At 59.7% G+C, this 22610-nt stretch carries 23 protein-coding genes; 12 read left to right on the top strand and 11 right to left on the bottom strand.

Annotated features, from left to right (window positions below):
- Window position 1: 1 nt before the first annotated feature.
- The 3 genes from scpB to VK792_RS17595 all read left to right on the top strand — a co-directional run bounded on the left by scpB (window position 2) and on the right by VK792_RS17595 (window position 2950).
- Complete coding sequence (scpB, locus tag VK792_RS17605) at window positions 2-604, top strand: SMC-Scp complex subunit ScpB (protein ID WP_326299181.1); 603 nt, start codon at window positions 2-4, stop codon at window positions 602-604.
- 93 nt (window positions 605-697) lie between these two features.
- Window positions 698-1861 (top strand): ATP-binding protein, encoded by a 1164-nt coding sequence (locus VK792_RS17600; protein ID WP_326299180.1) that lies wholly within the window; start codon window positions 698-700, stop codon window positions 1859-1861.
- 381 nt (window positions 1862-2242) lie between these two features.
- Window positions 2243-2950 carry an IS6 family transposase gene (locus VK792_RS17595; RefSeq protein WP_326299179.1) on the top strand — a complete coding sequence of 236 codons (708 nt, stop codon included), beginning with the start codon at window positions 2243-2245 and terminating at the stop codon, window positions 2948-2950.
- A gap of 37 nt (window positions 2951-2987) precedes the next feature.
- Here VK792_RS17595 and VK792_RS17590 read toward each other — a convergent pair whose 3' ends face one another.
- Window positions 2988-3371: a hypothetical protein gene (locus VK792_RS17590; RefSeq protein ID WP_326299178.1), complete on the bottom strand. Its 384-nt coding sequence runs from the start codon at window positions 3369-3371 to the stop codon at window positions 2988-2990.
- Between the two features lie 419 nt (window positions 3372-3790).
- Here VK792_RS17590 and VK792_RS17585 point away from each other — a divergent pair, with 419 nt between their 5' ends.
- The 3 genes from VK792_RS17585 (at window position 3791) to VK792_RS17575 (ending at window position 6353) form a co-directional block, all read left to right on the top strand.
- Window positions 3791-4174 (top strand): PepSY domain-containing protein, encoded by a 384-nt coding sequence (locus VK792_RS17585; RefSeq protein WP_326299177.1) that lies wholly within the window; start codon window positions 3791-3793, stop codon window positions 4172-4174.
- A gap of 104 nt (window positions 4175-4278) precedes the next feature.
- Window positions 4279-4950, top strand: a complete 672-nt coding sequence (locus tag VK792_RS17580; RefSeq protein ID WP_326299176.1) for a response regulator transcription factor — start codon at window positions 4279-4281, stop codon at window positions 4948-4950.
- The gene (locus tag VK792_RS17575) at window positions 4947-6353 is read left to right on the top strand and encodes a sensor histidine kinase (RefSeq protein ID WP_326299175.1); all 1407 of its coding nucleotides are present in this window, start codon (window positions 4947-4949) and stop codon (window positions 6351-6353) included. Before VK792_RS17580 ends, VK792_RS17575 begins: the two co-directional genes overlap by 4 nt.
- Before the next feature lie 12 nt (window positions 6354-6365).
- Here VK792_RS17575 and VK792_RS17570 read toward each other — a convergent pair whose 3' ends face one another.
- The 3 genes from VK792_RS17570 to VK792_RS17560 are packed head-to-tail and all read right to left on the bottom strand — an operon-like array spanning window position 6366 to window position 8748.
- On the bottom strand, window positions 6366-7055 hold the full coding sequence (locus tag VK792_RS17570; protein ID WP_326299174.1) for a glycosyltransferase family 2 protein: 690 nt from the start codon (window positions 7053-7055) through the stop codon (window positions 6366-6368).
- A complete protein-coding gene (locus tag VK792_RS17565; protein ID WP_326299173.1) occupies window positions 7052-7624 on the bottom strand; it encodes a DedA family protein in 573 nt (190 codons plus the stop codon). The genes VK792_RS17570 and VK792_RS17565 overlap by 4 nt, the downstream gene beginning before the upstream one ends.
- Window positions 7621-8748: a ceramide glucosyltransferase gene (locus tag VK792_RS17560; RefSeq protein WP_326299172.1), complete on the bottom strand. Its 1128-nt coding sequence runs from the start codon at window positions 8746-8748 to the stop codon at window positions 7621-7623. The genes VK792_RS17565 and VK792_RS17560 overlap by 4 nt, the downstream gene beginning before the upstream one ends.
- Before the next feature lie 216 nt (window positions 8749-8964).
- Between VK792_RS17560 and VK792_RS17555 the strand changes: the two genes are divergently transcribed.
- Genes VK792_RS17555 through VK792_RS17535 form a run of 5 tightly spaced genes read left to right on the top strand, consistent with a single transcriptional unit; the run spans window position 8965 to window position 12790 of the window.
- Window positions 8965-9714 carry an ABC transporter ATP-binding protein gene (locus tag VK792_RS17555; protein WP_326299171.1) on the top strand — a complete coding sequence of 250 codons (750 nt, stop codon included), beginning with the start codon at window positions 8965-8967 and terminating at the stop codon, window positions 9712-9714.
- Window positions 9714-10670 (top strand): ABC transporter permease, encoded by a 957-nt coding sequence (locus VK792_RS17550; protein WP_326299170.1) that lies wholly within the window; start codon window positions 9714-9716, stop codon window positions 10668-10670. Before VK792_RS17555 ends, VK792_RS17550 begins: the two co-directional genes overlap by 1 nt.
- Window positions 10663-11649 (top strand): ABC transporter permease, encoded by a 987-nt coding sequence (locus VK792_RS17545; RefSeq protein ID WP_326299169.1) that lies wholly within the window; start codon window positions 10663-10665, stop codon window positions 11647-11649. Before VK792_RS17550 ends, VK792_RS17545 begins: the two co-directional genes overlap by 8 nt.
- A gap of 6 nt (window positions 11650-11655) precedes the next feature.
- Entirely contained in the window at window positions 11656-12285 is a 630-nt protein-coding gene (locus VK792_RS17540) for a hypothetical protein (RefSeq protein WP_326299168.1), read from the top strand.
- The gene (locus VK792_RS17535; RefSeq protein ID WP_326299167.1) at window positions 12257-12790 is read left to right on the top strand and encodes a YidH family protein; all 534 of its coding nucleotides are present in this window, start codon (window positions 12257-12259) and stop codon (window positions 12788-12790) included. Before VK792_RS17540 ends, VK792_RS17535 begins: the two co-directional genes overlap by 29 nt.
- Here VK792_RS17535 and VK792_RS17530 read toward each other — a convergent pair.
- A complete protein-coding gene (locus VK792_RS17530) occupies window positions 12746-13630 on the bottom strand; it encodes a mechanosensitive ion channel family protein (RefSeq protein ID WP_326299166.1) in 885 nt (294 codons plus the stop codon). The genes VK792_RS17535 and VK792_RS17530 overlap by 45 nt on opposite strands.
- A gap of 126 nt (window positions 13631-13756) precedes the next feature.
- Between VK792_RS17530 and corA the strand changes: the two genes are divergently transcribed.
- Complete coding sequence (gene corA / locus VK792_RS17525) at window positions 13757-14863, top strand: magnesium/cobalt transporter CorA (protein WP_326299165.1); 1107 nt, start codon at window positions 13757-13759, stop codon at window positions 14861-14863.
- A gap of 19 nt (window positions 14864-14882) precedes the next feature.
- On the opposite strand, the gene VK792_RS17520 is transcribed toward corA, so the two are convergent.
- The 6 genes from VK792_RS17520 to VK792_RS17495 all read right to left on the bottom strand — a co-directional run bounded on the left by VK792_RS17520 (window position 14883) and on the right by VK792_RS17495 (window position 22532).
- A complete protein-coding gene (locus VK792_RS17520) occupies window positions 14883-16019 on the bottom strand; it encodes an ABC transporter permease (protein WP_326299164.1) in 1137 nt (378 codons plus the stop codon).
- Window positions 16016-16930 (bottom strand): ABC transporter ATP-binding protein, encoded by a 915-nt coding sequence (locus tag VK792_RS17515; RefSeq protein ID WP_326299163.1) that lies wholly within the window; start codon window positions 16928-16930, stop codon window positions 16016-16018. Before VK792_RS17515 ends, VK792_RS17520 begins: the two co-directional genes overlap by 4 nt.
- The gene (locus VK792_RS17510; protein WP_326299162.1) at window positions 16927-17874 is read right to left on the bottom strand and encodes an HlyD family secretion protein; all 948 of its coding nucleotides are present in this window, start codon (window positions 17872-17874) and stop codon (window positions 16927-16929) included. Before VK792_RS17510 ends, VK792_RS17515 begins: the two co-directional genes overlap by 4 nt.
- Window positions 17875-17983: 109 nt before the next feature.
- Window positions 17984-20083, bottom strand: a complete 2100-nt coding sequence (locus VK792_RS17505; RefSeq protein ID WP_326299161.1) for an LssY C-terminal domain-containing protein — start codon at window positions 20081-20083, stop codon at window positions 17984-17986.
- Between the two features lie 78 nt (window positions 20084-20161).
- On the bottom strand, window positions 20162-21466 hold the full coding sequence (locus VK792_RS17500) for an APC family permease (RefSeq protein ID WP_326299160.1): 1305 nt from the start codon (window positions 21464-21466) through the stop codon (window positions 20162-20164).
- A 10-nt stretch (window positions 21467-21476) separates the two neighbouring features.
- On the bottom strand, window positions 21477-22532 hold the full coding sequence (locus tag VK792_RS17495; protein ID WP_326299159.1) for a phosphatidylglycerol lysyltransferase domain-containing protein: 1056 nt from the start codon (window positions 22530-22532) through the stop codon (window positions 21477-21479).
- Window positions 22533-22610 lie beyond the last annotated feature (78 nt).

Below are 22610 nucleotides of genomic sequence, written 5' to 3'. Positions count from 1 at the left end.
GATGGCCAAGGATCGCCCCGAGCCAGAGCTGGATTGCGAGTTGGACGACCTGCCGCCCGAACTGCGCTGGCGTGAATGGATGCGCCGGATCGAAGCGGTGTTGTTCGCCAGTGCTTCGCCAGTGCCGCGCGAGGATCTGGCCCGCGTGGTAGCGCAGGGGGTGTCAGTCGATCTGCTGATCGAAGATCTCGTCGCCGATCTGGAAGGGCGTGCCTTCGAGATTGCCGAGGTGTCTGGCGGATGGATGTTCCGAACGCGGGCTGTCTATGCGCCCGCTATCCGGGCTGCAGTTGATGTGAGCGAGCAGGTCTTGGACCTCAACGAATTCGACGTCGCTGTGCTGGCGGCGATTGCTTATCACCAGCCGATCACACGGGATAGTTTGAAAGACATCTTCGGGAAAGAGATCAGTCGCGATTTGATTGGGCGGTTGCACGCGCACGGCCTGATCGGCACCGGACCGCGCGCGCCCAGGCGAGGGGCGCCATATACGTTCGTAACGACGGAACAGTTCCTGGTGTCGTTCGGTTTGGAAACTCTCGCTGACCTTCCAGACCGGGAACAGTTAGAAGATGTGGGGATGGTGGAAACAGCGGCTCCTTGAAACCTTTCGATTGGACGTGGTTACGCTTTCAACTGATCGGGCTCTCTGAAAACAACCTTGCAAATCTTCCATGACATGGCATAATTGCATGGTATGATCGAGCGTAGCCATAGAAAATCAGTTGAAGACGCACTGGAGAACCAAGCCGGTGTTGTCCTGCTTGGGCCCCGGCAGGTCGGTAAAACGACGCTTGCACAGGACATAGCGGAAAGCCGCGATGCGGTCTATCTCGACATGGAGCGAACCGCTGATCGCCAGGTTCTGGAGGAACCCGACCTGTATCTTGACGAACAGATGGGTCGCCTCGTCGTGATTGACGAGGTCCAGCTCTTGCCAGACTTGTTCGGTGCTTTACGCGGACAAATCGACCGTCGGCGCAGGCAGGGGCATCGGACCGGGCAATTCCTGTTGTTGGGATCTGCATCGAACACACTCTTGCATCAAAGTGCGGAATCGCTGGCCGGTCGGGTTAGCTATCACGAACTGACACCATTCATGCTGCCGGAGGTTGGTTCGGATGCGATGTCGTCTCTCTGGCTGCGTGGTGGATTCCCCGACAGCTTTCTCGCAAAGAGTGATCGGGCCAGCCTCACCTGGCGGGAAGATTTCATCAGGACCTATCTTGAGCGCGACATCCCCTCGTTCGGGTTGCGCATCCCCGCCGAAACGTTACGCCGGTTCTGGACCATGCTCGCGCACGAGCAAGGGGGGCTTCTCAACGCAGCCAAGCTTGCAGGTAATCTTGGTGTTTCGGGACAAAGCATTGCACGATATCTCGACCTGTTAGTCGATCTGATGCTGTTGCGTCGATTGCCGCCCTGGCACTCCAACGCAGGAAAGCGATTGGTCAAGTCACCCAAGGTTTACATTCGGGATTCTGGACTAACCCACGCTCTTCTTGGGATCGAGGCACAGGAAGACTTGCTGGGACATCCCGTGGTCGGGGGCAGCTGGGAAGGTTTCTGCATCGAGAACCTGATTGCTGCCGCGCCACGTGGGACCGAAGCAAGCTTCTATCGTTCATCAGCCGGAGCAGAGATCGACTTGGTTTTGAAACTCCCTCAAGGCCAGGTTTGGGGCATCGAAATCAAGCGGACGACCTCGCCGAAAGTCACGCGCGGGTTTCACGTAGCAGCCGAAGAGTTGGAAATTTCGGAACGGATCCTCGTCTATGCTGATGAGAAAGATGCGCCAGGGCAAGGCGGCGTTCGCGCGATGCCCTTGAGGGGAGCGTTGGAGCGCCTAGCATCCGCTTAGCTTCGTTCGACACGCAGCACTCACATGCTGGAACCTCACCGGGCCATTGGTTCACAGGTTCAGTTCCGAATAGGCCGGAGTAAAGTCCGGCCAATCGCTACTAGGCCGGAGGTTCTTCCGATTTGTCGAGCGCACACAGGCCGGATTGAAGGCCGCCGCAACTCGCGGCAAAAAAAGCGGGCGCAAGCCAGTGGTCACACCCAAAAAACTCGAGCAAGCCAAAACCCATATCAGTGATGGATTGAACGTCCGCGAGGCCGCAGCGCGTCTCAAAATCAGCAAAACCAGCCTCTAGGGGTCGATTCCGGGAGAGTGCAGAATAGGGGGGACTGTTGCATTATTTGGTCTGTTTGGTGAGGTTCGGCGTTTTGGAGGACCATCATGCCGCGCCAATCGCCGTTCAAGCACCATCGCTTCCAACGAGACATGATCCTTTGCGCGGTGCGCTGGTACCTGCGCTATCCCTTGTCCTACCAGGATGTCGTGGATCGGCTGGCCGAGCGCGGCGTGACTGTTGATCGATCGACGGTTTATCGTTGGGTCCAAAAGTTTGGTCCGGAGATCACCAAACGGTCCAAGAAACACGTGCGCCGGGCCAGCGTGGACTGGCACGTAGATGAAACCTATATCCGCGTCGGCGGCAAGTGGCGCTACCTCTGGCGTGCCATCGACGCAAACGGGCAAATGATCGACTTCCGTCTGACCGCACGACGGGATGCGAAGGCGGCAAAGGCCTTTCTGAACAAGGCGATTGAGCGTGTGCGCCTGCACCGGCCGGTCATCATTGTGACAGACAAAGCCCCGGCATACGCCCGGGTCATTCGCGAGATCAACCATCGCTACGATCCGCATTTTGAAAGTATCCGGCATATCGACAGAAAGTGGCGTAACAATCTGATCGAGAGCGATCATGCAGCCATGAAACGCCTCCTTGGCTACCGTCAGAGCTTTCGATCCTTGCGAGCGGCCAGGGCAACCCTGAGCGGGATCGAGACGATAAGGACCATCAAACGCGGCCACGTCCATCACAAACAAGCAGGGGTCAGAGGCGAGATCCAGTTCATCACCCAACTCTTCGCGGCCGCGTGATAAAATACCTTGCGAAGCCAAAAACGGTCTAAGATGACTAATGCAACAGTCCCAACCAGATGCGCCTTGCGTCGCTGCCGGTCGGCTTTTTGCGCACGATGTCAACAATGCCGTCAGGCCCGGTGGCAGCGAACAGCTTCGCGAGGACGGCAAGATCAAGCCCTTCGTATTTGAGAGCGAAGGTGAGGTGGCCATCCAGGTCTTCACTCGGGGCGTGGCGCGGCGTCAGGATGCGCCAAACCTCATCCTCAACGACCCGGTGATGGTTCCCGGTTGCCGAAAGTTTGCGGGGCAGTGGCACAGTTAATCTGTAGGCGTCAATCAATGCGCTGTAGCCTGCCAAGGTGGCGGTCTCAGGAAGGCGGCGCTCCTGAAAAACGGTTCTCGAGCCCGAAAAAAGTACCTGCTGGTCCGATGGCATGAATTCCGTTCCCGGCGCATGAACAATGTTCTTAAACAGGTATCATACGTAAAAACCGGCATGCTGTCGCCCCCTCTCGCACAAGCTTTGCATGTGTTGCCGGCATTGGTTGACTTCGAAGAAAGACAGCTCAAACTGAAACAGGCAGCTGTCTAGGATACAAGGGGCACCTCACGGGTCTAAAATCTGGGACCACCTCTCCTCTACCTCACTTTCATGAAATCTTGCCGTTTTTCACCCCCTTCGTGCGCACAGGTCCTACCATCGAAAGACTGGCTGAAGAAATTTTGTAGAAACCTGTCCGGATCAGCGCCTTACGAAGCTGTAAATTTTCGGACAGGACTTCATGCCATCCAGGGCCCAACTCCTATGACATCAGGCGCCAATGGGGTGCCTTCGACACTCAAAGGAGAGCAGACATGCAACGTAAACTGATCCTTGCAACCATCGTAACCGCAATCGGTGTCACAGGCGCAGGTCTGGCAGCCAATGCCGGAACCAGCAATGAAACGAACGACGCGATGACCGAAGCGCAGATGTTCCAGGCGGCAAAGGTCTCCCTCGACCAGGCCAGCCAGATCGCGCTGAAAGAAGTGCCGGGCACACTGGCCGCCATCGGTTTCAACGATGAAAACGGCAAAGGCGTCTATGAGGCCATGGTCATCGGTGCGGACGGACAACCCACCTTGGTCAAGATCGACGCCGACGCGGGCACGGTTCTTGGCAAAATGCTGGCCAGCGCCGAGGATGAAGACGACGGCGAAAACGATGAGGGAGAGGGTTCGGAGTCCGACGAAGGCTAACGCGCCACCGCTTTGATTTGAACCCTCCCCCGGAGTCGGGTCGGCCTTGAGCCGGCCCGACGTCGTGCGTTAGAACGCACCCGAACGAGAGAGTATGAACGCCAATGAAGATACTGGTTGCAGAAGATGATCAGGACACAGGCGAGTACATTCGCAAAGGGCTTGTCGGCGAGGGGCATGCCGTTGACCATCTGACCGACGGGCGTGCCGCGCTCGCTCAGGCGATGTCCGGCGGATATGAATTGTTTATTCTGGACAGGATGATGCCCGGTCTGGATGGCCTGTCTTTGGTCAAGTCCCTGCGGAGCGCACAGATCGAAGCGCCGGTCATCATGCTGACGGCGCTCGGCTCGGTGAATGACAAGGTCGATGGGTTGGGCGCAGGCGCGGATGACTACATCGTGAAACCTTTTGCAATGGCTGAACTGACTGCCCGGATTTCCGCAATAGCGCGGCGACCGAAACTCCAATCCGAGGTGACAGAACTTGAAGTCGGGCCACTTCATCTGGATCTCATTACCCGAACAGCCACGCGTGAGGGTCAGAGGATCGAGCTGCAGCCACGGGAATTTCTGATGCTGAGATACTTCATGGAACGCCCCGGGCGCGTCCAGACCAGGACAATGTTGCTGGATGCCGTCTGGGGCATCCATTTCGACCCCAAGACCAGCGTTGTCGAGACCCATATCAGTCGGCTACGGACGAAGATCGACAAACCCTTTGACCAGCCAATGTTGCGCACTCTGCACGGCGTTGGTTATGTGCTTCAGGCATGAACGGTCTTTTGCGCCTGCGCCTGCCATCTGCAATGGGGTTGGCGCTTCGCCTTTCCGTTGTTTTTGCTCTGTCGTCAGTTGCCGCGGGGGGCGTGGCGTGGGTGGTCATCGGCGACGAGTTGAAGGCGCGCCTGTTTCGCGACGCCGAGTTGGAAGCAAAGGCCTTGTCCGCTGAACTGCAAACAAGCGGCGAAGCAGAACTGAAACAACAAATCCGCCATGCCGCCGCGTTTGGTGAAGACTTTTCCAATCTCTACTATTTCGCACCGGCCGGAGGGGCGAATTCCACCGGCAACATGCGTGTGTTTCGTCCCGCTTCCGGGAATGTAATTCTGCGCATCGGGACGGACGCTGACCTTGTGCCCCGGTCGGCAGATCATCAGGGGGACCTGTATTTCGGCCACGGTATAAGAACACCCGCGGGATGGATCGTCGTGGCGCGTGATCAGCAATGGATCGCGGATAGCCAGGAAGTAATGATGCAATCCGTTGCCTGGGGCCTTGCGATCGCATTCCTTATCACGGTTTCCCTGGCCTATTTTTCAGCCCGGAGAAACGCGCGCCGCGTCGAGGAACTGAATGAGGTCTTGAGGTCGGTCAGCGCGGGCGATCTCTCGGCGCGCTACAAGGGGCAGGAAAAGGAAAGCGATGATTTGTCAGAGGTGGCAGATGGCCTGAACCAGATGCTTGGAAAGCTCCAGGAAAATGTCGAACGACTGACACAGGTATCAGCGGATATCGCGCATGATCTTCGCTCGCCGCTCACGAGAATAAGGCTTTGGCTTGAACCACTGGCCCTGCGCGATGATATCGATCCCGACACCCGGGAGGCCATCGGCAGGTCTCTGGTCAGCGTCCAGAGCATGTCGGAAACGTTCGATGCCATTCTGCAATTGGCGCAACTGGAAACCGGCAACCTGACGCTGGAAACACAAGCGGCTGACGTTCAGCAGATCGCTGCCAATGTGGTGGAAATGCTGAGCCCGGTTGCTGAAGACGCCGAAAAGAGCATCGCCTTGAATTCAGAAGGGACAGAACTGCTGGCAAACCTGAATCCGGAACTTGTCACTCAGGCTTTGGTCAACCTTGCCGACAATGCGCTGCGCCACTCTCCCGCTGGAACACGGATCACTGTCGAGGTGACACCGCTCGCGGGCGGGATCCGTCTTTGCGTATCCGACAATGGCCCCGGCATTCCGGAGCCCGAACTGGAAAAGGTCAAACGCCGGTTCTACCGTCTGGATCGCAGTAGGAATCAACCGGGCACCGGCCTCGGCCTGAGCCTTGTAGACGCCATAGCGGAGCTTCATGGCGGTACGTTGGAACTCTCTGACAACAAACCAGGCCTTCGCGCCTGTCTGACGTTGCGTGGTTCCCGCCCGAGGACCGAGATCAATCGCTGAGCGCCAGACGCGTCAGGATCTCAAACGCCGCATTGCCAGTATCTGTCTTATGAGCCGATGGACCGGCACCGTGCGAAAGATATCGCGCATCATCCCGATATCGGCCTTGAGACCCGACCAAAGGCCATGCTTGGCTTCCTTTGCCGGGCTCCTGACGCCTGGCCATGGCACGACCCTGATCGGAATGTTTCGCGCCACGATCTTCTCATTGAGAAACACTTCGAACCCGAATGCCGGAAGCCGCGCCAGATCATCCGGTGACGGCAGGAGATCACGGGCCAGCACGCGCTCCCCGGATATGTAGTCAAGCCCGATTGCCCGCCACAGCCCCGGCGCATTGCCTCGCAGGCTGATCGTGACACCCGCCTCGCGCCTCAGAACCGGGGTGATCAGAGCAGAGACGTCATCCGGCGTCAGGCCGATGAGATCGGCGTCCAGCAACAGGGCATGGGTTCCGTCCATTGCGTCAAACCCGCGAAGAAGGGCGCGGGTCTTTCCGCCATTCTGCGCCTGCCGGATCAGGGTCACCCCGGCGAAACTTTCCGCGACAGAGGCTGTGTCATCCTGTGAGCAATCGTCGATCACCAGAACCTCATCCACAAGTGGATGGTCAGAAACCGCCCTCAAGACTGCGCCGATACGCGCGCCCTCGTTATAGGCCGGGATTATGCAACTGACGCGAACGACCTGCTCCGGTTTCATTCGCGACGCCCCCTGCGCAGGAAATGACTGGCCGCCCAGACAGCGACAAGGACAAGTGGCACGAGGGAGCCCCAGAAAATCCAGCCATTTACCTGTTTGTAGGCAAGCCCCAGGCTGTAGCCGAGCATAAGAAAGACAAGGCTCTTTGGCAGGGTCGCAATGAAATTGTACCACAGGAAGGGCACAAATCGCATATGCGCCATGCCCGCAGCCACAAGCGCCAGCGCGCCCAGTGTATGGGTCAGCTTTCCCAGGATGAGTGTCCGCCCGCCCTGGGCCTGAAAATGATCCCGCAACTTTGCAAGGCGCTCCTGCCGCAGCCCCAGCCTGTTTCGCCAGCGCGGGGACAGCCAGCCGATCCCGCTGCGACCGAACAGATAGAAGACCGCATCCCCGACGAGATCGGCCAAAACCACGATGATATAAGCGGAAACAGGGCTGAACGCGCCCAGATGCGCCAGGTAGCCGGCGATCACGGTGATGATCGGCCCTTCGAGAACGGCAATCGGCGCCAGGATCCACAGCCCGTGACTTTGCAGGACCTGCATCGCCTGATCCGGCGTGATCATGGCTGTCCCCCCCCTGGGGCGCCCACGGTATTGCCTTTCCAGTCAAAGGAGCTGCGCGTCCAGGCTATCCCCCAAAGAAGGGGGATCATCGCGTCACGGCACAGGCTGGCGGCAATGATTTCCAGTGAAAGAGGCCACCCCGCGACGCGGGTCAGCCCCCATTCCGCCCCGTACCAGAGCGCCGCGAACAATAGGCCGAGCCAGAGGGACATCCCCAAGGCGGCAATGCCGAACAGGAACAGGAGCAGCGGCAGAGCGGCACTGGTCAGCGGTTCGCCCAGGAACAGGCCCGGAAAGGCCACCCGCCGGATAATGGCCCAGCGGACCTGTCGTTTCCAGATCGTGGCAAAGCGGCGCGCGCCTATGGGTTGGTCAAATGGCGCCCGGGTCAGCCGCACGCGCAGCCCCGCCCCACGCACGAGAATGGTCGATGCCGCATCCTCCGCGATGGCGTCGCCAAGGGCCTGTGGCCCGCCCCGTTGGTCAAGGAAATCGCGGTTCCAGAACAGGGTCTTGCCTTGCGCATATCCCATGCCAAGCTGATCCGCGGCGGCCTGCCAGCGGGCCTGATACCCGTTGAGAAAGGCGCACTCGACGGCGCCCCCGAAATTCCGGGGATCAATGCCCGCGGCCGGAGAACTGACCAGGCCTGTCGTGTCATCCCACCGTGATACAAGCTGGGACAGATAATCGGGCGGCAGGATGATATTGCTGTCGGCCATCGCGACATAGGCCCCATCAGCGGCGCGCCACCCCTTCATCAGATTGTTGATCTTGGGATTGCGCCCGCCCGTATCGCGCCCGATCAGCAGCTTTGCCTCTACATCCGGGTGAGCGTCGATCAGTCGGCGGACAAGCGGAACGGCGGGATCATTGGCGTCATCCACACAGAAGAACACCTGATAGTCGGGATAGTCGAGCGTCAGGCTGGAGCCAAGCGTTTCCTCCAGGCGGTATTCAAGTCCCTTGAACGGGCGCAGCACCGTTACGCGCGGCGCGGCCACGGGCGGGGGGCAGTCGGGGCGGCTCTTTTTGAGCCGGGGCAGTGCAAGCCCGATGCTGATCAGATGCACCAACAGCAATCCGGTCGACATGGTCAGTGCGAGTCCAGCCAGATAGAGCATGTTCAGGTTTCCGCTTTTTGAATCCGCGTCATCACGTCGAACCGCGAAACGCCAGAGATCGATCCAGTGCCCGACCGCGGCGTTCTAGCCCGATCTGTCCCAACAGAGAAGCGGTCTTACAAACTTGTAAGAACCAGAACAGCCAAATCGGGAATTGTGCGTCCACATACCGGGATGAGGCGGCAACAAGGCCGCCCCGCTTTAGGGACAAACAGGATGACACATGCAGCAATTCAAACCAGCGGCCTGAGCCAGAGGTTCGGTGACTTCGACGCCGTGAGAGACGTCAATCTGACCGTCAACTCGGGTGAGATCTTTGGCTTTCTCGGGCACAACGGCGCCGGCAAAACCACCACGATCCACATGTTGACGACCCTGGCACAGCCCACATCGGGGACGGCTCGGGTCGCCGGGCACGACATCGTCAGGGATCCCCTGAAGGTGCGCCGCGAAATAGGGTATGTTCCGGAAAACGTGCGCCTCTATGACACGCTGACCACGCGTGAAAACCTGAACTTCTTTGCACAGCTCTCCGGACTGGAGGATGTTGCCGATCGGGTTACAGAGGTTTTGGAGTTTCTGTCGATCGAGGATCTGTCCGACCGGCGTGTTGGCACCTTTTCCAAGGGCATGCGCCAGCGCGTCGGCCTCGCGCAGGCCATCCTGCATCGCCCGTCTGTCCTGTTCCTGGACGAACCCTCCTCCGGTCTGGACCCGATGGGCATGAAAATGCTGCGCGATCTGATTGTACGCCTCAATGCCGAGTGGGACATGACGATCTTCATGAATACCCATTTGATTTCGGAAATCGCAAAGACCTGCACCTCGATTGGTGTGCTCAATCACGGGCGGCTTGTGTTCAACGACACAATGGAAAAAGTGACGGAGCGTTTCGGCGATGACAGCTCTCTCGAAGAGCTCTACCTGTCCGTCGTTCCGGACAGCGCATCCGGGGAGGCCGCGTAATGTCCGACCTCTCCCTTCTCGCCGCCTCGCCGGGGCGCGTCGTTGCGCGTCAATCCGTCCTCTACATCTTTCGTGAACGCACCGTCGCATTGCTGGCCGGACTGTTTGTGGTTCTGGTCATGGTTTCGGCTTACCTCGGCTGGTCCGCGACGACGACGGTCAACTCGATCTACAACGATGCGGTTGTCTACCTGACATCGCAAAATCAGCCGATACCCCCAAACCCGGTGCATGACGTTTCGCCGCTTTCCCTGATGCGTAACATGTCAATCTATGTCAGCCTGATCGGGGCACTTGCAGCGATCGTGATAGGCTATCAACTCATCGCGTCCGATCGCAAATCCGGTGTCGTGCCGCTGATCGGTTCGCGCCCGTTGAGCCGGGCAGATTACCTGCAAGGCAAAATCAGAGCCCTTTTGGCGACAAACGGCGTCCTGATGGGAATCGCGGCGGCGATTGCGACACTCACCTTTTTGATCTTGCCACAAGTCAGCCTGAGCATTGGCGGCTGGGCCAAGCTGTTCCTGTTTTTCGTGCTTGCCTATGGCTACATGATCTTGTTCGGTCTGATCGCCCTGGGGACAGCCGCGCGGGCGCGCTCTGAATCCGTGGGGCTTTTGGTCCCGGTCACGATCTGGCTGACAGTGACGTTCATTTTGCCGTCGCTGACCGCCAACATCCACCCGACGGCCGCAATCAACCCGATCTCGGCCCTGGCGCCGCCTCCGGATACCGCATTCTTTCATTGGAGCGGCTGGCTCATCGGGCCGCTGTCGCTGGCTGAGAGCTTCAAGTTCCTCTCGGCCGGTCTCCTCGACTACCTGCCGGCGACAACCATGTCCCATTCACTGGTGCCACCGCTTCCTGATCTCCTGATCGCCCTTATCGGCGTGACGGTCTTTGCGACGCGGTCTGTCATGACCATGAATTTCACCCGTGGAGAGTTCGATGTCTGAGTTCCTCAACCACCCGGTTCGCGCCATCGCAGCCAAGGATTTAGCGGATGCGCGGCGTGACCATTTCATCCTGATCGTCATCGGGTTCATCGCTCTCGCCGCGCTGACCTCACTGGTTACCGGCGCGATTGCCCTTGCCAATGATGTGACGACCTACAACGACGCAAAGGCAACTCTGATGGCGTTGGGTAAATCGCTCGATGGCATCGCCGCCCCCGAGTTCTACCCGCTGAAGCTTCTGCGCGGCGCAATCGAACAGATCGAGATCATTGGTGCGGTGCTGGGCATCCTTGCCGGTTTCCGGGCCGCTGTCAGTGAACGCGGGCGGCAGACGCTGGCACTTATCATGACCCGCCCTGTGAAAAGCTGGCAGTTTCTGGCGGGCAAGTATGTTTCCGGTGTCGCTTTGTTGTCGCTCGGGCTGGCCGCGGTCTTTGGCTTGGCCGCCGTCACGCTTCAGTTGACGTCGGGCGTTGGGCTTCAGCTCGCTGATCTGGGGCGCATTGCGATCGTCTGGGTAACCGCGTCGGCCTATGTGATGGTTTTCTACAGCCTCACCTTTGTTCTGACTCTGTGGGCGAAGAGCCCTGCCAATGCACTCCTGCTGTCTTTTGCCCTCTGGCTTCTGGTTGTTCTGGTCGCCCCACAGGTCGGCGACACACTGGACCCCGACAACCAGGTCGCAGGAGGCGTGTTCAAGCAATTGCACGTTCCCAAGGCCGAGCAAAACCGCATCAAGGCCGGATATGCCGGGTTCGAAACCATTCGAAACGGAATTGAAGCGGCCTCCGTCACCAAGCATTTCGAACGGTTTTCCTTCGCCGTCCTGGGAATCAAGGACAGCTATACCGGCAAACCCCTCGGCCCGATCCTGGTCGAAAAGAGGGGCGATTTCCTCTGGATCCTTTTCACTTCCCTTGGGCTGGCCGCTCTGATGTTGGCCCGCCCGATCAACGCCAATCGTCTGACAAAGGAGTAACTGACGATGAAACCCCTGACCAAAACTTCGTTCTTCGCCCTTCTCGCCACGGTTTCGATCACCGCTGCAATGCCGGCTTTTGCCGCGACGGATACCGACGGTGACGGCGTGCCCGATACGGCAGAACCGCTGATCCATGCCGATCCAATGAATGCCGATACGGACGGCGATGGCATGAACGACCTCAAGGATGACAATCCGGTTTTTGCCGCCACGGATCCGATCGCGACGGATGGCGCGGCAACGCCTTTCACTGTGAAAGAGGCGCTTGTTGAGGATAACTACAACTACGCCGCCAAAAAGGACGCCACGGATCACCTGGAGCTTCAGGTCGTCAATACTACGGGGCAAGACCTGAAAAACTTCTCGGTCTACTACACCATCACCGACAAGGACCTCGGCACCAAGGAAGCCTACTTCAAGGCTCTGGACAGCTTCAGCGTTCCGGCCAATGGGGATGCCCGTATCCATTTCGATGACAGCGGTCTTCCGGGGCACTTCCGGGCCAACCCGAACTCGATCTATCTGACAAGCCAGAATGCCAAGCTGTTTACTGTCGAACTGAAGGCTGAAGGCTTCAAGCCGCTGACGCTTGAGATCAACAAGGATGCCGGTGGCGCCGAAGCCGCTGACTAAGACGTACCTCGCCTGGCCAAGGGGCCTTCGCCGCCTGGCCGGGCTTTTCCCGCCTCTCCCCCCCAGCTATAGCAGCAAGGCGGGAACGTGCCGCCGCCGGGTAACCGGCGGCGGCTTGTCTGTGGTCTTGACATGCTGTTATGCCGGTCGCCGCAGTGCATGGGAAAGCAGGTCGGAAACCATGATCAACCGGTTCAATGACAAATCCGCAAATGAACGGACCTATCTGGCCTGGGTGCGCACGGTTTTGTCGATTGCGGGTTTTGGGCTTCTGATTGAAAAACTGGCGGCGACCGGCACGACAAAGGACTGGTTTGCCCCGTCACTGATCGCCCTTTCAGGTGTCTTGCTGATCCTTGTCACCATCCGGTACGAAGTCACCCGCCGAATGATCTCGGATGAGGTAAATGAGGGATCGCGTTACAAATGGTCCGAGCGGCTCATGATCGGAATCATTGCACTATTGGTCCTGTCGGTCTTTGTCTTTCTCTGGGGACTGGTCTGATCCCCCTTTGAGAACCACGTTCTGATAGGCAAACGGAATTTCTATGCCCTCTTTGTCAAAACGTTTCTTGACGCTTTCCAGCATGTCATTTCGAAACCCTGCGGCCTCACCGGCATCCTTGCACCAAACGCGAAGGGTCATGTCCACGCTGGAAGCATTGAGCAATGTCACCGGACAGCCTACCACCTCCTCCGCCGAAGGATGTTGCGCGGCCACGTCCAGAACAATAGCGCGCGCCCTGTCGATGTCGCTTTCATAACCGATCGAGATAGGGACAAGCGCCATCACCCGCGGCTCTACCGATGTCAGATTGACCATGATCTGGTTGGACACAAGACTGTTGGACAGCACGATCCGCCGGTTATCATAGGTTTTCAGCCGGGTGTAACCCAGTGTTACATCCTCGACGATACCTGTCTCAAGACCGGTGGGCGCGTTGATCTGAATTCGGTCGCCCAGCCGAAACGGACGGTAAATCACGAGGCTAATTCCAGCGATCAGGTTTGACAGGGTATTTTGCGCCGCAAGTCCGATCACAACAGACGCAATCGAAACGCTTGCCAGGAGGGCTGTGCCCAGTTTGTCGAGTGCCGGAATCGTTTTGGTGTAAAGTGTCAGGATGAACACCCACAGGAGCACCTGGACGATACGTTTAAGGAATGTCGCCGTCATCCGATCGACGCGGCCTTCGGTATCATGACGGACAAGGAACCGAAACATTCGGCCTATGATGAGCGCGGCGACCTGTCCAATCAGGAAATAGATCACCGCCAATTCCAACGCGCCAGTCAGGCTGGTGGGGTCGAGGCTTGGCAGATATGAAGCAAAATCGAACGTCATGGTTTCAATACTACCGAGTTAGAGGAAGAGTGGCCATATAATGGGGCACAAGTAACCTGACCCAGTCAAAGCATCACAAACCCGCCATGCCGCACGTTGGCGACAGGCTTGGGAGGATCGGCAGCCGTGAAACTGAATGAAATCGAGCAAAGACTTCATACCCTGTGGCAGGAGAAACGGTCGCCGCGTATCGGGGCCCCGCCGACAGATATCGAAAAACCCATAGACGCCGCCGAGACCTGCGTCACCACGCGGATCTTTGATGAGGCGAGCTGTGTCGTCCATGACGGGATCGTGCCGCATGAACAGGGAAAGACCCGGTGGATAGAGATCACCGGCCTCTCTGACAGCGACGGGATTGCGCGCATTCTCCGCTCTCTCGGGCTGAGCGATCTGTCCATTGCCGAAGTGTTCCAGACAGACCAGCGGCCCAAATCCCTGATCACCGACACCGATGTCCTGACATTCCTGCGCATTCCGACAAAGCGGTTGCCGTTCCGGTCGCAACAGCTTGCCCTCTTCCTCGGCGATGGCTTTGTCCTCACCCTCCGCGAAACCGCCGACGGCTGTTTTGACCCGATCCACGCGCGCCTTTCGGCGGGCAAGGGACGGATACGGTCCGGCGCGGGATATCTGACATACGCGCTTGTCGACGCGGTGCTGGATCTGTGGTTTCCACTGATTGAGGCCTATGGCGACAGGATGGAAGAACTGGAACTGATCATCCTGGAACAGAGCACCGAGGACGCGGTCAAGGAGCTCCACCTGCTCAAGCGCGATATGCTGGGGATACGGCGCGCGATCTGGCCGCTGCGCGATGCGCTGAGCGGATTTCTCAAGGACGGTACACCCCATGTAGAGGTGTGGATGCATCCGTATTTCCGCGACTGTGTCGACCACGCATTTCAGGCGCTCGACATGGTCGAGGTTTACCGCGAAGTGGCACAGGGGCTGATCGATCTGCACCTGTCGACTCTGTCGAACAAGATGAATGAGGTGATGAAGCTGTTGGCGATCATTTCGACCATCTTCATCCCGATGACCTTTATCACCGGGCTGTACGGGATGAACTTTGATCGCGCGTCGCCCTGGAACCTGCCGGAGCTGGGCTGGCGCTTTGGCTATGAATACGCGCTTGGTCTGATGCTCGGATCCGCCGGGATCATGGTCTTCGTGTTCTATCGGCTTGGCTGGCTCACGCGTCGGCGTCCCCCGCCAGACGACCTGCCCTGACCTCCGCCCGTCACCCCGATCAGTCGAGCGTTCTGCGAAACCTGAGCAACGCGGCAAGCGCAAAGATCAAGGCAAAGGCGCCAAGGGCCCAAAGCGGCCCGGATACACCTTGCGCATCCGCGCCCTTGAGCATGACGGAACGGATCATCCGGTTGAAATGCGTCAACGGAAAAATCTCGCCCAGCCATTGCGCCCAGAGCGGCATGCCGCGGTATGGAAACATGAACCCGGACAAAAGCAGCGACGGCAGGAAAAAGAAAAACGTCAGCTGCATGGCCTGCATCTGGGTCCGGGCAAAGGTCGAGATCGTGTAGCCCAGAAAGATCAGCGCCAGAACAAACAGAAACACCCCGAACAGCAGCAAACCCAGGCTGCCCACGAAGGGCACGTTGAACAGGAGCTTTGCACTGGTCAGGACGATAAAAACCTGCACCGCGCCAATGCCGAGTGCCGGAACGACCTTGCCCAGCATGATTTCCAGCGGCGACGCGGGCAGCGCCAGCAGGTTTTCCATCGTCCCGCGTTCCGTTTCGCGGGTGACGGCGAATGCGGTCAGCATGACCGTGGTCATTTGCAGGATGACGCCCAAAAGCCCCGGCACGATGTTGAACTGGGTGATGCCTTCGGGATTATACCGCTTCTGCACCACGATATCGAGCTGCCCGGGCGGGCCCGTGTCCAGCGCGTCCGTGCCAAGCGCCCTCGACAGTGCCGTCTGCGCGACGGTGCCAAGGGTCGAAATCGCGTCGGAGGAAACGGCCGGGTCGGTTGCGTCGGCCTCGATCAGGATTTGCGGCCTGTTGCCCGAAACGACCCGTCGCGAAAAGTCGGACGGCACGATCACGACAAAGGACACCGCACCACGCGCCAGCAACCGGTCGGCGTCTTTGGCGCTGTTGGTGACGTGTTCGAACCGGTAATACCCGGTGTTCTCCAGCGTGGTGACGATGGCGCGGGTAAACCTGTCCTGACTGGCGGCCACGAGCGCTGCGCTCAGGTGTTTGGGATCGTTGTTGATCGCATACCCAAACAGGACAAGCTGCATGATCGGCACACCGATCATCATCGCAAAGGTTATCCGGTCGCGCAGCATCTGCAGCACTTCCTTGACCAACACGGCGGCAAAGCGCCGGGGGGAAAACCGTGCGCGTCTCATTGCGCCGGCCTGTCGCGTTCAACGAGATCGATGAAGACGTCCTCGATGCTTGGCGTTGCGGGGCGCAAGGTCAGGTCATGGTGTTCCGCCGCCGCCCGCGCCGCCGACTGCAGGCTTTCTGCATCCCGCCCGACAAGGTGCAACTGATCGCCAAACACCGTGGCCTGCGCAATCCCGGGGGTTTCCTTGAGCACCTCTGCGACCGGTTCCAGCCCCTCGCCCATCAGGTCCGCCGCGACCAGCCCGCTATCGGCGATGATCCCCGCCGGGGTGCCTTGCGTCAGCAACCGGCCATTCAGGATATAGCTGATCCGGTGACAGCGCGCCGCTTCGTCCATGTAATGGGTCGAGACCAGGACCGTGACACCGCCCGCCGCCAGCGCATGGATATGGTCCCAAAACTCCCGCCGCGCTTCCGGGTCGACCCCGGCGGTCGGTTCGTCCAGCAACAAGAGCCTTGGCCGATGCATGACACAGGCCGCAAGCGCCAGGCGCTGTTTCCAGCCGCCCGACAGCGTACCGGCAAGATCGCGTCGGCGCGCGGTAAGGCCAAGCTCGTCCAGCACATGTTCAACATGCGTCTTTACCGGGCGCAGATCATAAAGACGGGCAACGAATTGCAGATTTTCCTCGATCGACAGGTCTTCGTAAAAGGAAAACTTCTGCGTCATGTAGCCGACTTCGCGCCGGATATCCGCAGCCTCATCGACCAGGTCCCGGCCCAGCACGCAGCCGGAGCCTTCATCCGGCGTGAGCAGGCCACAGATCATCCGGATCGTCGTCGTCTTCCCCGATCCGTTTGGCCCCAGAAAGCCAACAATGCGCCCTTCTTCGATCGTCAGCGCCACATTGTCGACAACCGCCCTCCCGCCATAGCGCTTGGTCAGGCCGGAAACCTCTACCGCGTTCATTCCCCGACCTGCGGGAGTTGCACATCGACAATCTGACCGGGTTTGAGCGCGCGCGAGGCCGGGTCAGGCCGCGCCCGCACGAGATAGACCAGTTTTTGCCGGGTCTCCCGCGCATAGATGACCGGCGGGGTAAACTCGGGTGCGTCGGCAATGGAACTGACTATAACACTCAGCCCCGCCGCGCATCCGTCACACGCCACGGACAGCCGATCCCCGACCGCTACTTTGGAAAACGACGCCTCCGGCAGGAAAAAATGCACGGACACGCCACCAATTGGAAGCAGTTCCAGAAGGGGCGCCTGTGGCCCTGACAAGTCCCCCACGTGGCGATAGATGTCGGTGATCTCACCGGCGACCGGCGCAACAAGGCGGCGCTGTTCCAACCGCCAGGTTGCTGTGTCCAGCGCGGCGGTGGCCTGTGCCACCGCCGCTTTCCCGGCGGCAATGCGATCGGGGCGTGCGGGCAGGCGCAGAACATCCAGCCGGGCGTTGGCCTCCCGTTCCTTGGCCTGGGCGGTCTGCAAGGCGGAGCGGGCCGTATCGAACTGCGCCTGCGAGGCGACACCGCGGGTGAACAGATCCTCGACGCGGGCAAACTCACGCTCTGCTTCCGCTCGTGTGGCCTTGGCCGATTGAACCCCGGCCTGTGCGACATCGATCTCGGCGGCGCGCGCGCCTTGTGTCAGGTCGGCGAGCTCGCTCTTTGCCCGGGCAACGGCGGCGTCCGCCTCGGCAACGGCGAGCCGGGCATCGCGCGCTTCCTGCGTGCCCAATTGCCGATCGGCCTCAACCCGATCCCCAAGCGCGACGTCGAGGGTTTCGATACGGGCAAGCTCGATCGGTGCCACAAGAATATATTCGCCCTCGACATAGCCAACGGCGCGCGGCGGGGGCGGGTCGCAAAAGGGTAGTAGCCCGGCAAGAATAGCGATGGAACAGAGCATGGAGACCGCCTTTCCCAATATCCGCGTCGCCCGGCCTCGTGTCACACGCATATCGGGGAGTCGGGCGCACTCCTACGATGAGGCGTCAGATTTCCCCGATTGTCCAGCCTCAGCGCAACGTCAGCACCGCCGATTTCCCATCGGTGAACCAGGGGTCTCCAGCGACAGAGTTGCCCAGCCGCGCCTTTGAAAGTTGCATCAGCCGGGTATTGGATACGACCCCTGCCGTGGTCAGATCGGACACGATCTGATCGCGCTCCGCGTCGATATTCGGATCGATGTGATGCAGGAGCTGCCAGTCCATTCCATCGTCATAGCTGGCCGCGCCGACAAACAGACGGCGCCCATCTGCTGTTACATAGCGCGATTGCCAGAACCGAACGTGGTGGCGTTTGCGAAGAGTCTTCTCCGGGGTCGGTCTCTGAAACGCGGTATCATTGGGCTGGGCCTGCCAGAAATACGGGGTGACGGGCGCGTCTTCGTCCAGGACGTTGGTCATCACGGCCCATGCCGCCCTGAACAGATTTACAAACGTCGGCTGTTCCGCCTCTGTCCAGCCTGCCGCTTTCATCGCCGTGTTCAATTGCGCCTCGTCCTTTGCCAAAACGATGATGTTCACCGGCTCCAACGGGTTTCCGAACACCGAACCCGTCTCGACCGGGGCCGCGCCAGAGGTAAACAGTGCGGCGATATCGCTCACGGTTTCGTCGCTGCTCCGCAGGGCGGCGATGTTGCGGGCCTTATCATATGTCGCCACGTGAAAGCCCGCGAACCCGAGCAGAAGAAGCGCGGCAACCATGGCGGGCGCGGCCAGTTTCGCGGCGGGGTCGGGCGGGGTCAGGTGCGTTTCCTTCCACCATTCGGCAAGGGCGATACCGATCAGCATCCAGAGCGCGCCCACGGTCCAGCCATTGAGAACATCCGACAGGTAATGTTCGATCAGATAAATCCGGCTCAGACCGATGAAAAACGCAATGGTTGCCGCGATGAGGGCGGCCTTGATCGGCCCCAGCTTTCCCAAACGCCAGAGGATGTAAAAAAGCGTCCCGTAAAACGCCACGGAGATCGCCGAATGGCCGGACGGAAAGCTGCCGGAGGTTTCGATGAAATACGCCAGTTCGGGTCTTGGTCGGTGAAACACCGCTTTCAGCGCCGAAACGGTCAGAACATTTCCGATCACCGCCACGATCAGCCCCAGCATCAGGTCAACGCGGCGGCGGGTCCAAAGCCACACACAAGCCGCGGCAAGCAGCGCGATGATCACGGTCGCGCCGCCAAAGGCCGTGACATATGTGAATGCCTTCAGGAGCAGCGGGCTCCAGAACTCATGCACAAGATTGGCAAGCCGCGTGTCGGCCTGAACGATGGCGCCACCTTTCAGGAACGCAAGCGCGCCGCCGACCCAGATGAACAGGACATAGGCGACGGCAACACCGATCAACGTGGCCGTCAGGCCTGAAAACTGCCCCGTTTCAAACCGGTTCACGATAAAGCGGGATAGACGCGGGTGACGCCCGGACCAGGCCCGGACATCCTCGTTTTCGACGACGGCCCGCCCGATTGATTTCAGGATGGACCAGAAGAAGGGCAAAAGACGCTCAACCCGGACGACAAGCCACCACAGGATGCCCAGAACGATCAGAACCGCCAGCCCGAACAGCGCGGCGCGCGTTGCAAGCGGCCCGAATTTTGAAAACACATCCCCCAAGAGATACCCGGCAAGCGGCACGATCAGCGCATAGGGAATTGCGCTTATAACGTTCCAGATCACGAACTTGCGCCGGTCCATCCCCGACAGGGCGGCGGCCAGGGTCACGAACCCGGCCAATGGCCCAAAGAACCGCCCGATGACAAGTGCCGCCCCGCCGCGGCGCTGAAACAATCTGCGCGCGCGCTGATAGGGCTCCCAGTTTTCCGGGTCCCATTTCCGCTCCAGCCCCTTGCGCGCGAGAACCCCGGTCCAGTAGCTCGCCTCGCCGCCAAGGAACGAACCGATTGCGACAAACCAGGCCAGATCGAAATAGTCGATGAGACCCTGCTGAACCAGGATCCCGCCGCTGGCCACGGCCAGCATTCCGGGCACCAGCCACCCGGCAAGGAAGAACCCTTCCAGAAACGCGGCCAGACCGATGATCCAGTAGGACCAGATCCCAAGCGCCTGAAGCGACGGCAGGATCTGGTCAAGCGAATGAGGGATGGAGATGGCCATTGGCGGCATGGTCAGGTCGATTCTTTTACGTCGCTCCTGCAATGAATTCTGTTGCAGGGGGGGCTTTGATACACCCGGTTACGTGCCACGGCGCGGTGTCCGCGTCGCGATGGTGCGGCCAGTGGCGCTGTGAAGTAGCATTTCGATGACAAAAGCGGCAGTGCCAAAACACAGGATCCAGAATAGCACGATCGGCTTTGTGCCGATCAGGTGCCACACCCCCAGCGTGACCGCCCCGCCATTGGCCAGAACGGCCGCCCATATCATACCCCGGTTGGCCCCGGTTTCCCGGATCAGCCGAAGATGCCCGATATGGGTGACCATATGGATCATCAGCATGGAAATGGCGCCGATCTCGGCAATGGCGGACAGGTCGAAAAAGAGCGCCATGAGGAGGATCAGCCCCCCGCTGATCAAAAGCCCCTCCCGGCTGTGCCCGACAGGCGTGCCGAAGGCATGGGGAAGTTCGCCTTTGCGGGCCATTTCATAGCCGACGTTGGTGACGGCAAAGAGCGCGGCATTGATCGCCGACGCGGTGGAAAAGAGGGCGGCAATCGCGACAATGGTAAACCCGGTCTGACCAAAGGCGGGCCTGGCGGCTTCGGCCAGGGCATAGTCCTGCGCGGCGATGACCTTTTCGGGAGGCAGATTGCCGAAAACCGACAGCGCAAGCGCGACATAGACCACCATCACCAGAAGGATCGAGGTCATGATCGCCCGTGGCAGAGTGCGCGCCGGGTTGTCCATGTCTTCGGCTGCGTTGGTGATGACGCGAAACCCCTCATACGCGAAAAAGGTGATCGCAACGCTGAACAGGATGGAGGGTGTCGGGGGGTAGGTCGCAGGCGAAAGCTGGGCCGGGTCGATGAATATCAACCCGGCAATCGCAAAGACCACAAGCACGGCCATCTTGATCACGACGACCAGGGTCTCGACCCGGGCCATCGCCCGCGCCCCGCCCAGATTGAGTATCATGAAGGCCAGCACGACAGTGCCCGCCATGACCGGCACCATGATCTGTGGCGTGCCCTGCGGCATCAGCGTCACGGCATAGGTACCAAAGGTGCGCGCCACGAGCGACAGCCCGACAATCGCCCCGAGATACATCATCACGCTCATCGTTCCGGAAAACCGGCCCGGGCCAAAGCCCTGAACCAGATATTCGACCAACCCGCCCGCCGCGGGATAGCGCGCGCCCATGCGGCCGAACGAGTATCCGGACAAAAGCGCGATCCCGCCGCCGATGACAAAGGAGATCCAGACAGCACTCCCCGCGATGGCCCCCGCCGTGCCCATAAGCGCAAAGATGCCCGCGCCCACCATGGCGCCGACCCCCATGGCAACGGCCGCCCAGAAAGATACGCCCTTTTGTGTCTTTCGCATGGAGGTGCCTTTACTTTCCGATAAGTCCACGCGGACCGCCCGCGATCAGCAAGGCCGCGTCCCGCAGCGCGGCCAGGGGGGTCACACCGGGCGGCACAGCCACAAACCGGGGACGCCACTCCGGCTGAAACTTCTGTTTGAAGGCGCGCAGCCCTTCAAAATTGTAAAACGCCCCCCCATGGCGGAAAAGGACCGCGCCGAAACGGTTCCACATACGCCCGCCCTTTCGTGCCTCAAGACCGGCCAGCGGCGCCATGCCGAGACTGAACTCCTGCGCGCCTCTGTCCCGGTAACGGGTCATGAGTTCGATGAACAGAAATTCCATCATGCCGGACGCCTCTTCAGGCCGGTAACGCATCAGGTCGATCGAGACGCACGATCCATCACCCGGCGCCATGACATTGGCAAATGCCAGAGTGCGCCCCTCCCGCCTGACGACCGCGATGGGAAAGTTCTGCAGATAGTCAGTGTCAAACCGTCCGACGGAAAACCCCTTTTCCCGCGCGCTTTTCTCCCCCATCCAGGCATCCGAGACAGATTTGATTTCTTCGAGAAAGTCGGATGAGTGGGGCGGCTGAACAATGGTCATTTCCAGACCGCCTTTCAGCGCTTTGTTATGGGCGGCACGCATTTTCTTGAACTTCCCCCCCGCCAACGAAAACTCCGCCAAAGGGACCACGGCCTCTTCGCCAATCTTTTGCAGGCTGAACCCCATTTCAATCCAAAGCGACAGGCACCGTTCGCTGACCTCATACAGGATCGGGCGCGCGGCATTGTCATATGCCTCATCCCAGAAAGCCCAGGCCAGGTCCTCAATCGCGGCATTTGGACCGACCGGATCCGAATAGACGACCCAGCTCTTTCCCTGCACAGCGTACATCAGGAACGCAGTTTCATCGTCATTGAAGAAAAGTGTCTTGTCCCCCGATAGGGCCAGAAAGGCCTCCGGGTCGGTCTGAGCCGCAACGATTTGCCTGGCCGTCGCGCGTGCATAAGAGTCCGGCGGCCTCGTATGCGCGCGTGCGGGCTGGATCGCCAGCCACACCATGGCGAAGAACAGGACCAACGACGGTATTGTCACATTAACGTCCGGGGACCGCAAAGTTCACCGACGCTTCTGAGATCAGGCTATATTTGCAGCCGC

It is taken from the genome of Mesobacterium hydrothermale, from assembly GCF_035818635.1.
Classification (GTDB): domain Bacteria; phylum Pseudomonadota; class Alphaproteobacteria; order Rhodobacterales; family Rhodobacteraceae; genus Mesobacterium_A; species Mesobacterium_A hydrothermale.
This window is presented reverse-complemented; position numbering and strand designations above follow the sequence as displayed.

Excerpts from the sequence above, each read along its gene's own strand:
- VK792_RS17535 (WP_326299167.1), top strand. The coding sequence starts at position 12,257 with ATGCCGGTGGCGCCGAAGCCGCTGACTAAGACGTACCTCGCCTGGCCA.
- VK792_RS17570 (WP_326299174.1), bottom strand. The coding sequence starts at position 7,055 with ATGAAACCGGAGCAGGTCGTTCGCGTCAGTTGCATAATCCCGGCCTAT.
- VK792_RS17580 (WP_326299176.1), top strand. The coding sequence starts at position 4,279 with ATGAAGATACTGGTTGCAGAAGATGATCAGGACACAGGCGAGTACATT.
- VK792_RS17540 (WP_326299168.1), top strand. The coding sequence starts at position 11,656 with ATGAAACCCCTGACCAAAACTTCGTTCTTCGCCCTTCTCGCCACGGTT.
- VK792_RS17555 (WP_326299171.1), top strand. The coding sequence starts at position 8,965 with ATGACACATGCAGCAATTCAAACCAGCGGCCTGAGCCAGAGGTTCGGT.
- VK792_RS17500 (WP_326299160.1), bottom strand. The coding sequence starts at position 21,466 with ATGCGAAAGACACAAAAGGGCGTATCTTTCTGGGCGGCCGTTGCCATG.
- VK792_RS17595 (WP_326299179.1), top strand. The coding sequence starts at position 2,243 with ATGCCGCGCCAATCGCCGTTCAAGCACCATCGCTTCCAACGAGACATG.
- VK792_RS17565 (WP_326299173.1), bottom strand. The coding sequence starts at position 7,624 with ATGATCACGCCGGATCAGGCGATGCAGGTCCTGCAAAGTCACGGGCTG.
- VK792_RS17520 (WP_326299164.1), bottom strand. The coding sequence starts at position 16,019 with ATGAGACGCGCACGGTTTTCCCCCCGGCGCTTTGCCGCCGTGTTGGTC.
- VK792_RS17505 (WP_326299161.1), bottom strand. The coding sequence starts at position 20,083 with ATGGCCATCTCCATCCCTCATTCGCTTGACCAGATCCTGCCGTCGCTT.
- VK792_RS17515 (WP_326299163.1), bottom strand. The coding sequence starts at position 16,930 with ATGAACGCGGTAGAGGTTTCCGGCCTGACCAAGCGCTATGGCGGGAGG.
- VK792_RS17530 (WP_326299166.1), bottom strand. The coding sequence starts at position 13,630 with ATGACGTTCGATTTTGCTTCATATCTGCCAAGCCTCGACCCCACCAGC.
- VK792_RS17510 (WP_326299162.1), bottom strand. The coding sequence starts at position 17,874 with ATGCTCTGTTCCATCGCTATTCTTGCCGGGCTACTACCCTTTTGCGAC.
- VK792_RS17600 (WP_326299180.1), top strand. The coding sequence starts at position 698 with ATGATCGAGCGTAGCCATAGAAAATCAGTTGAAGACGCACTGGAGAAC.
- VK792_RS17585 (WP_326299177.1), top strand. The coding sequence starts at position 3,791 with ATGCAACGTAAACTGATCCTTGCAACCATCGTAACCGCAATCGGTGTC.
- VK792_RS17590 (WP_326299178.1), bottom strand. The coding sequence starts at position 3,371 with ATGCCATCGGACCAGCAGGTACTTTTTTCGGGCTCGAGAACCGTTTTT.
- VK792_RS17545 (WP_326299169.1), top strand. The coding sequence starts at position 10,663 with ATGTCTGAGTTCCTCAACCACCCGGTTCGCGCCATCGCAGCCAAGGAT.
- VK792_RS17550 (WP_326299170.1), top strand. The coding sequence starts at position 9,714 with ATGTCCGACCTCTCCCTTCTCGCCGCCTCGCCGGGGCGCGTCGTTGCG.
- VK792_RS17560 (WP_326299172.1), bottom strand. The coding sequence starts at position 8,748 with ATGCTCTATCTGGCTGGACTCGCACTGACCATGTCGACCGGATTGCTG.
- VK792_RS17575 (WP_326299175.1), top strand. The coding sequence starts at position 4,947 with ATGAACGGTCTTTTGCGCCTGCGCCTGCCATCTGCAATGGGGTTGGCG.
- scpB (WP_326299181.1), top strand. The coding sequence starts at position 2 with ATGGCCAAGGATCGCCCCGAGCCAGAGCTGGATTGCGAGTTGGACGAC.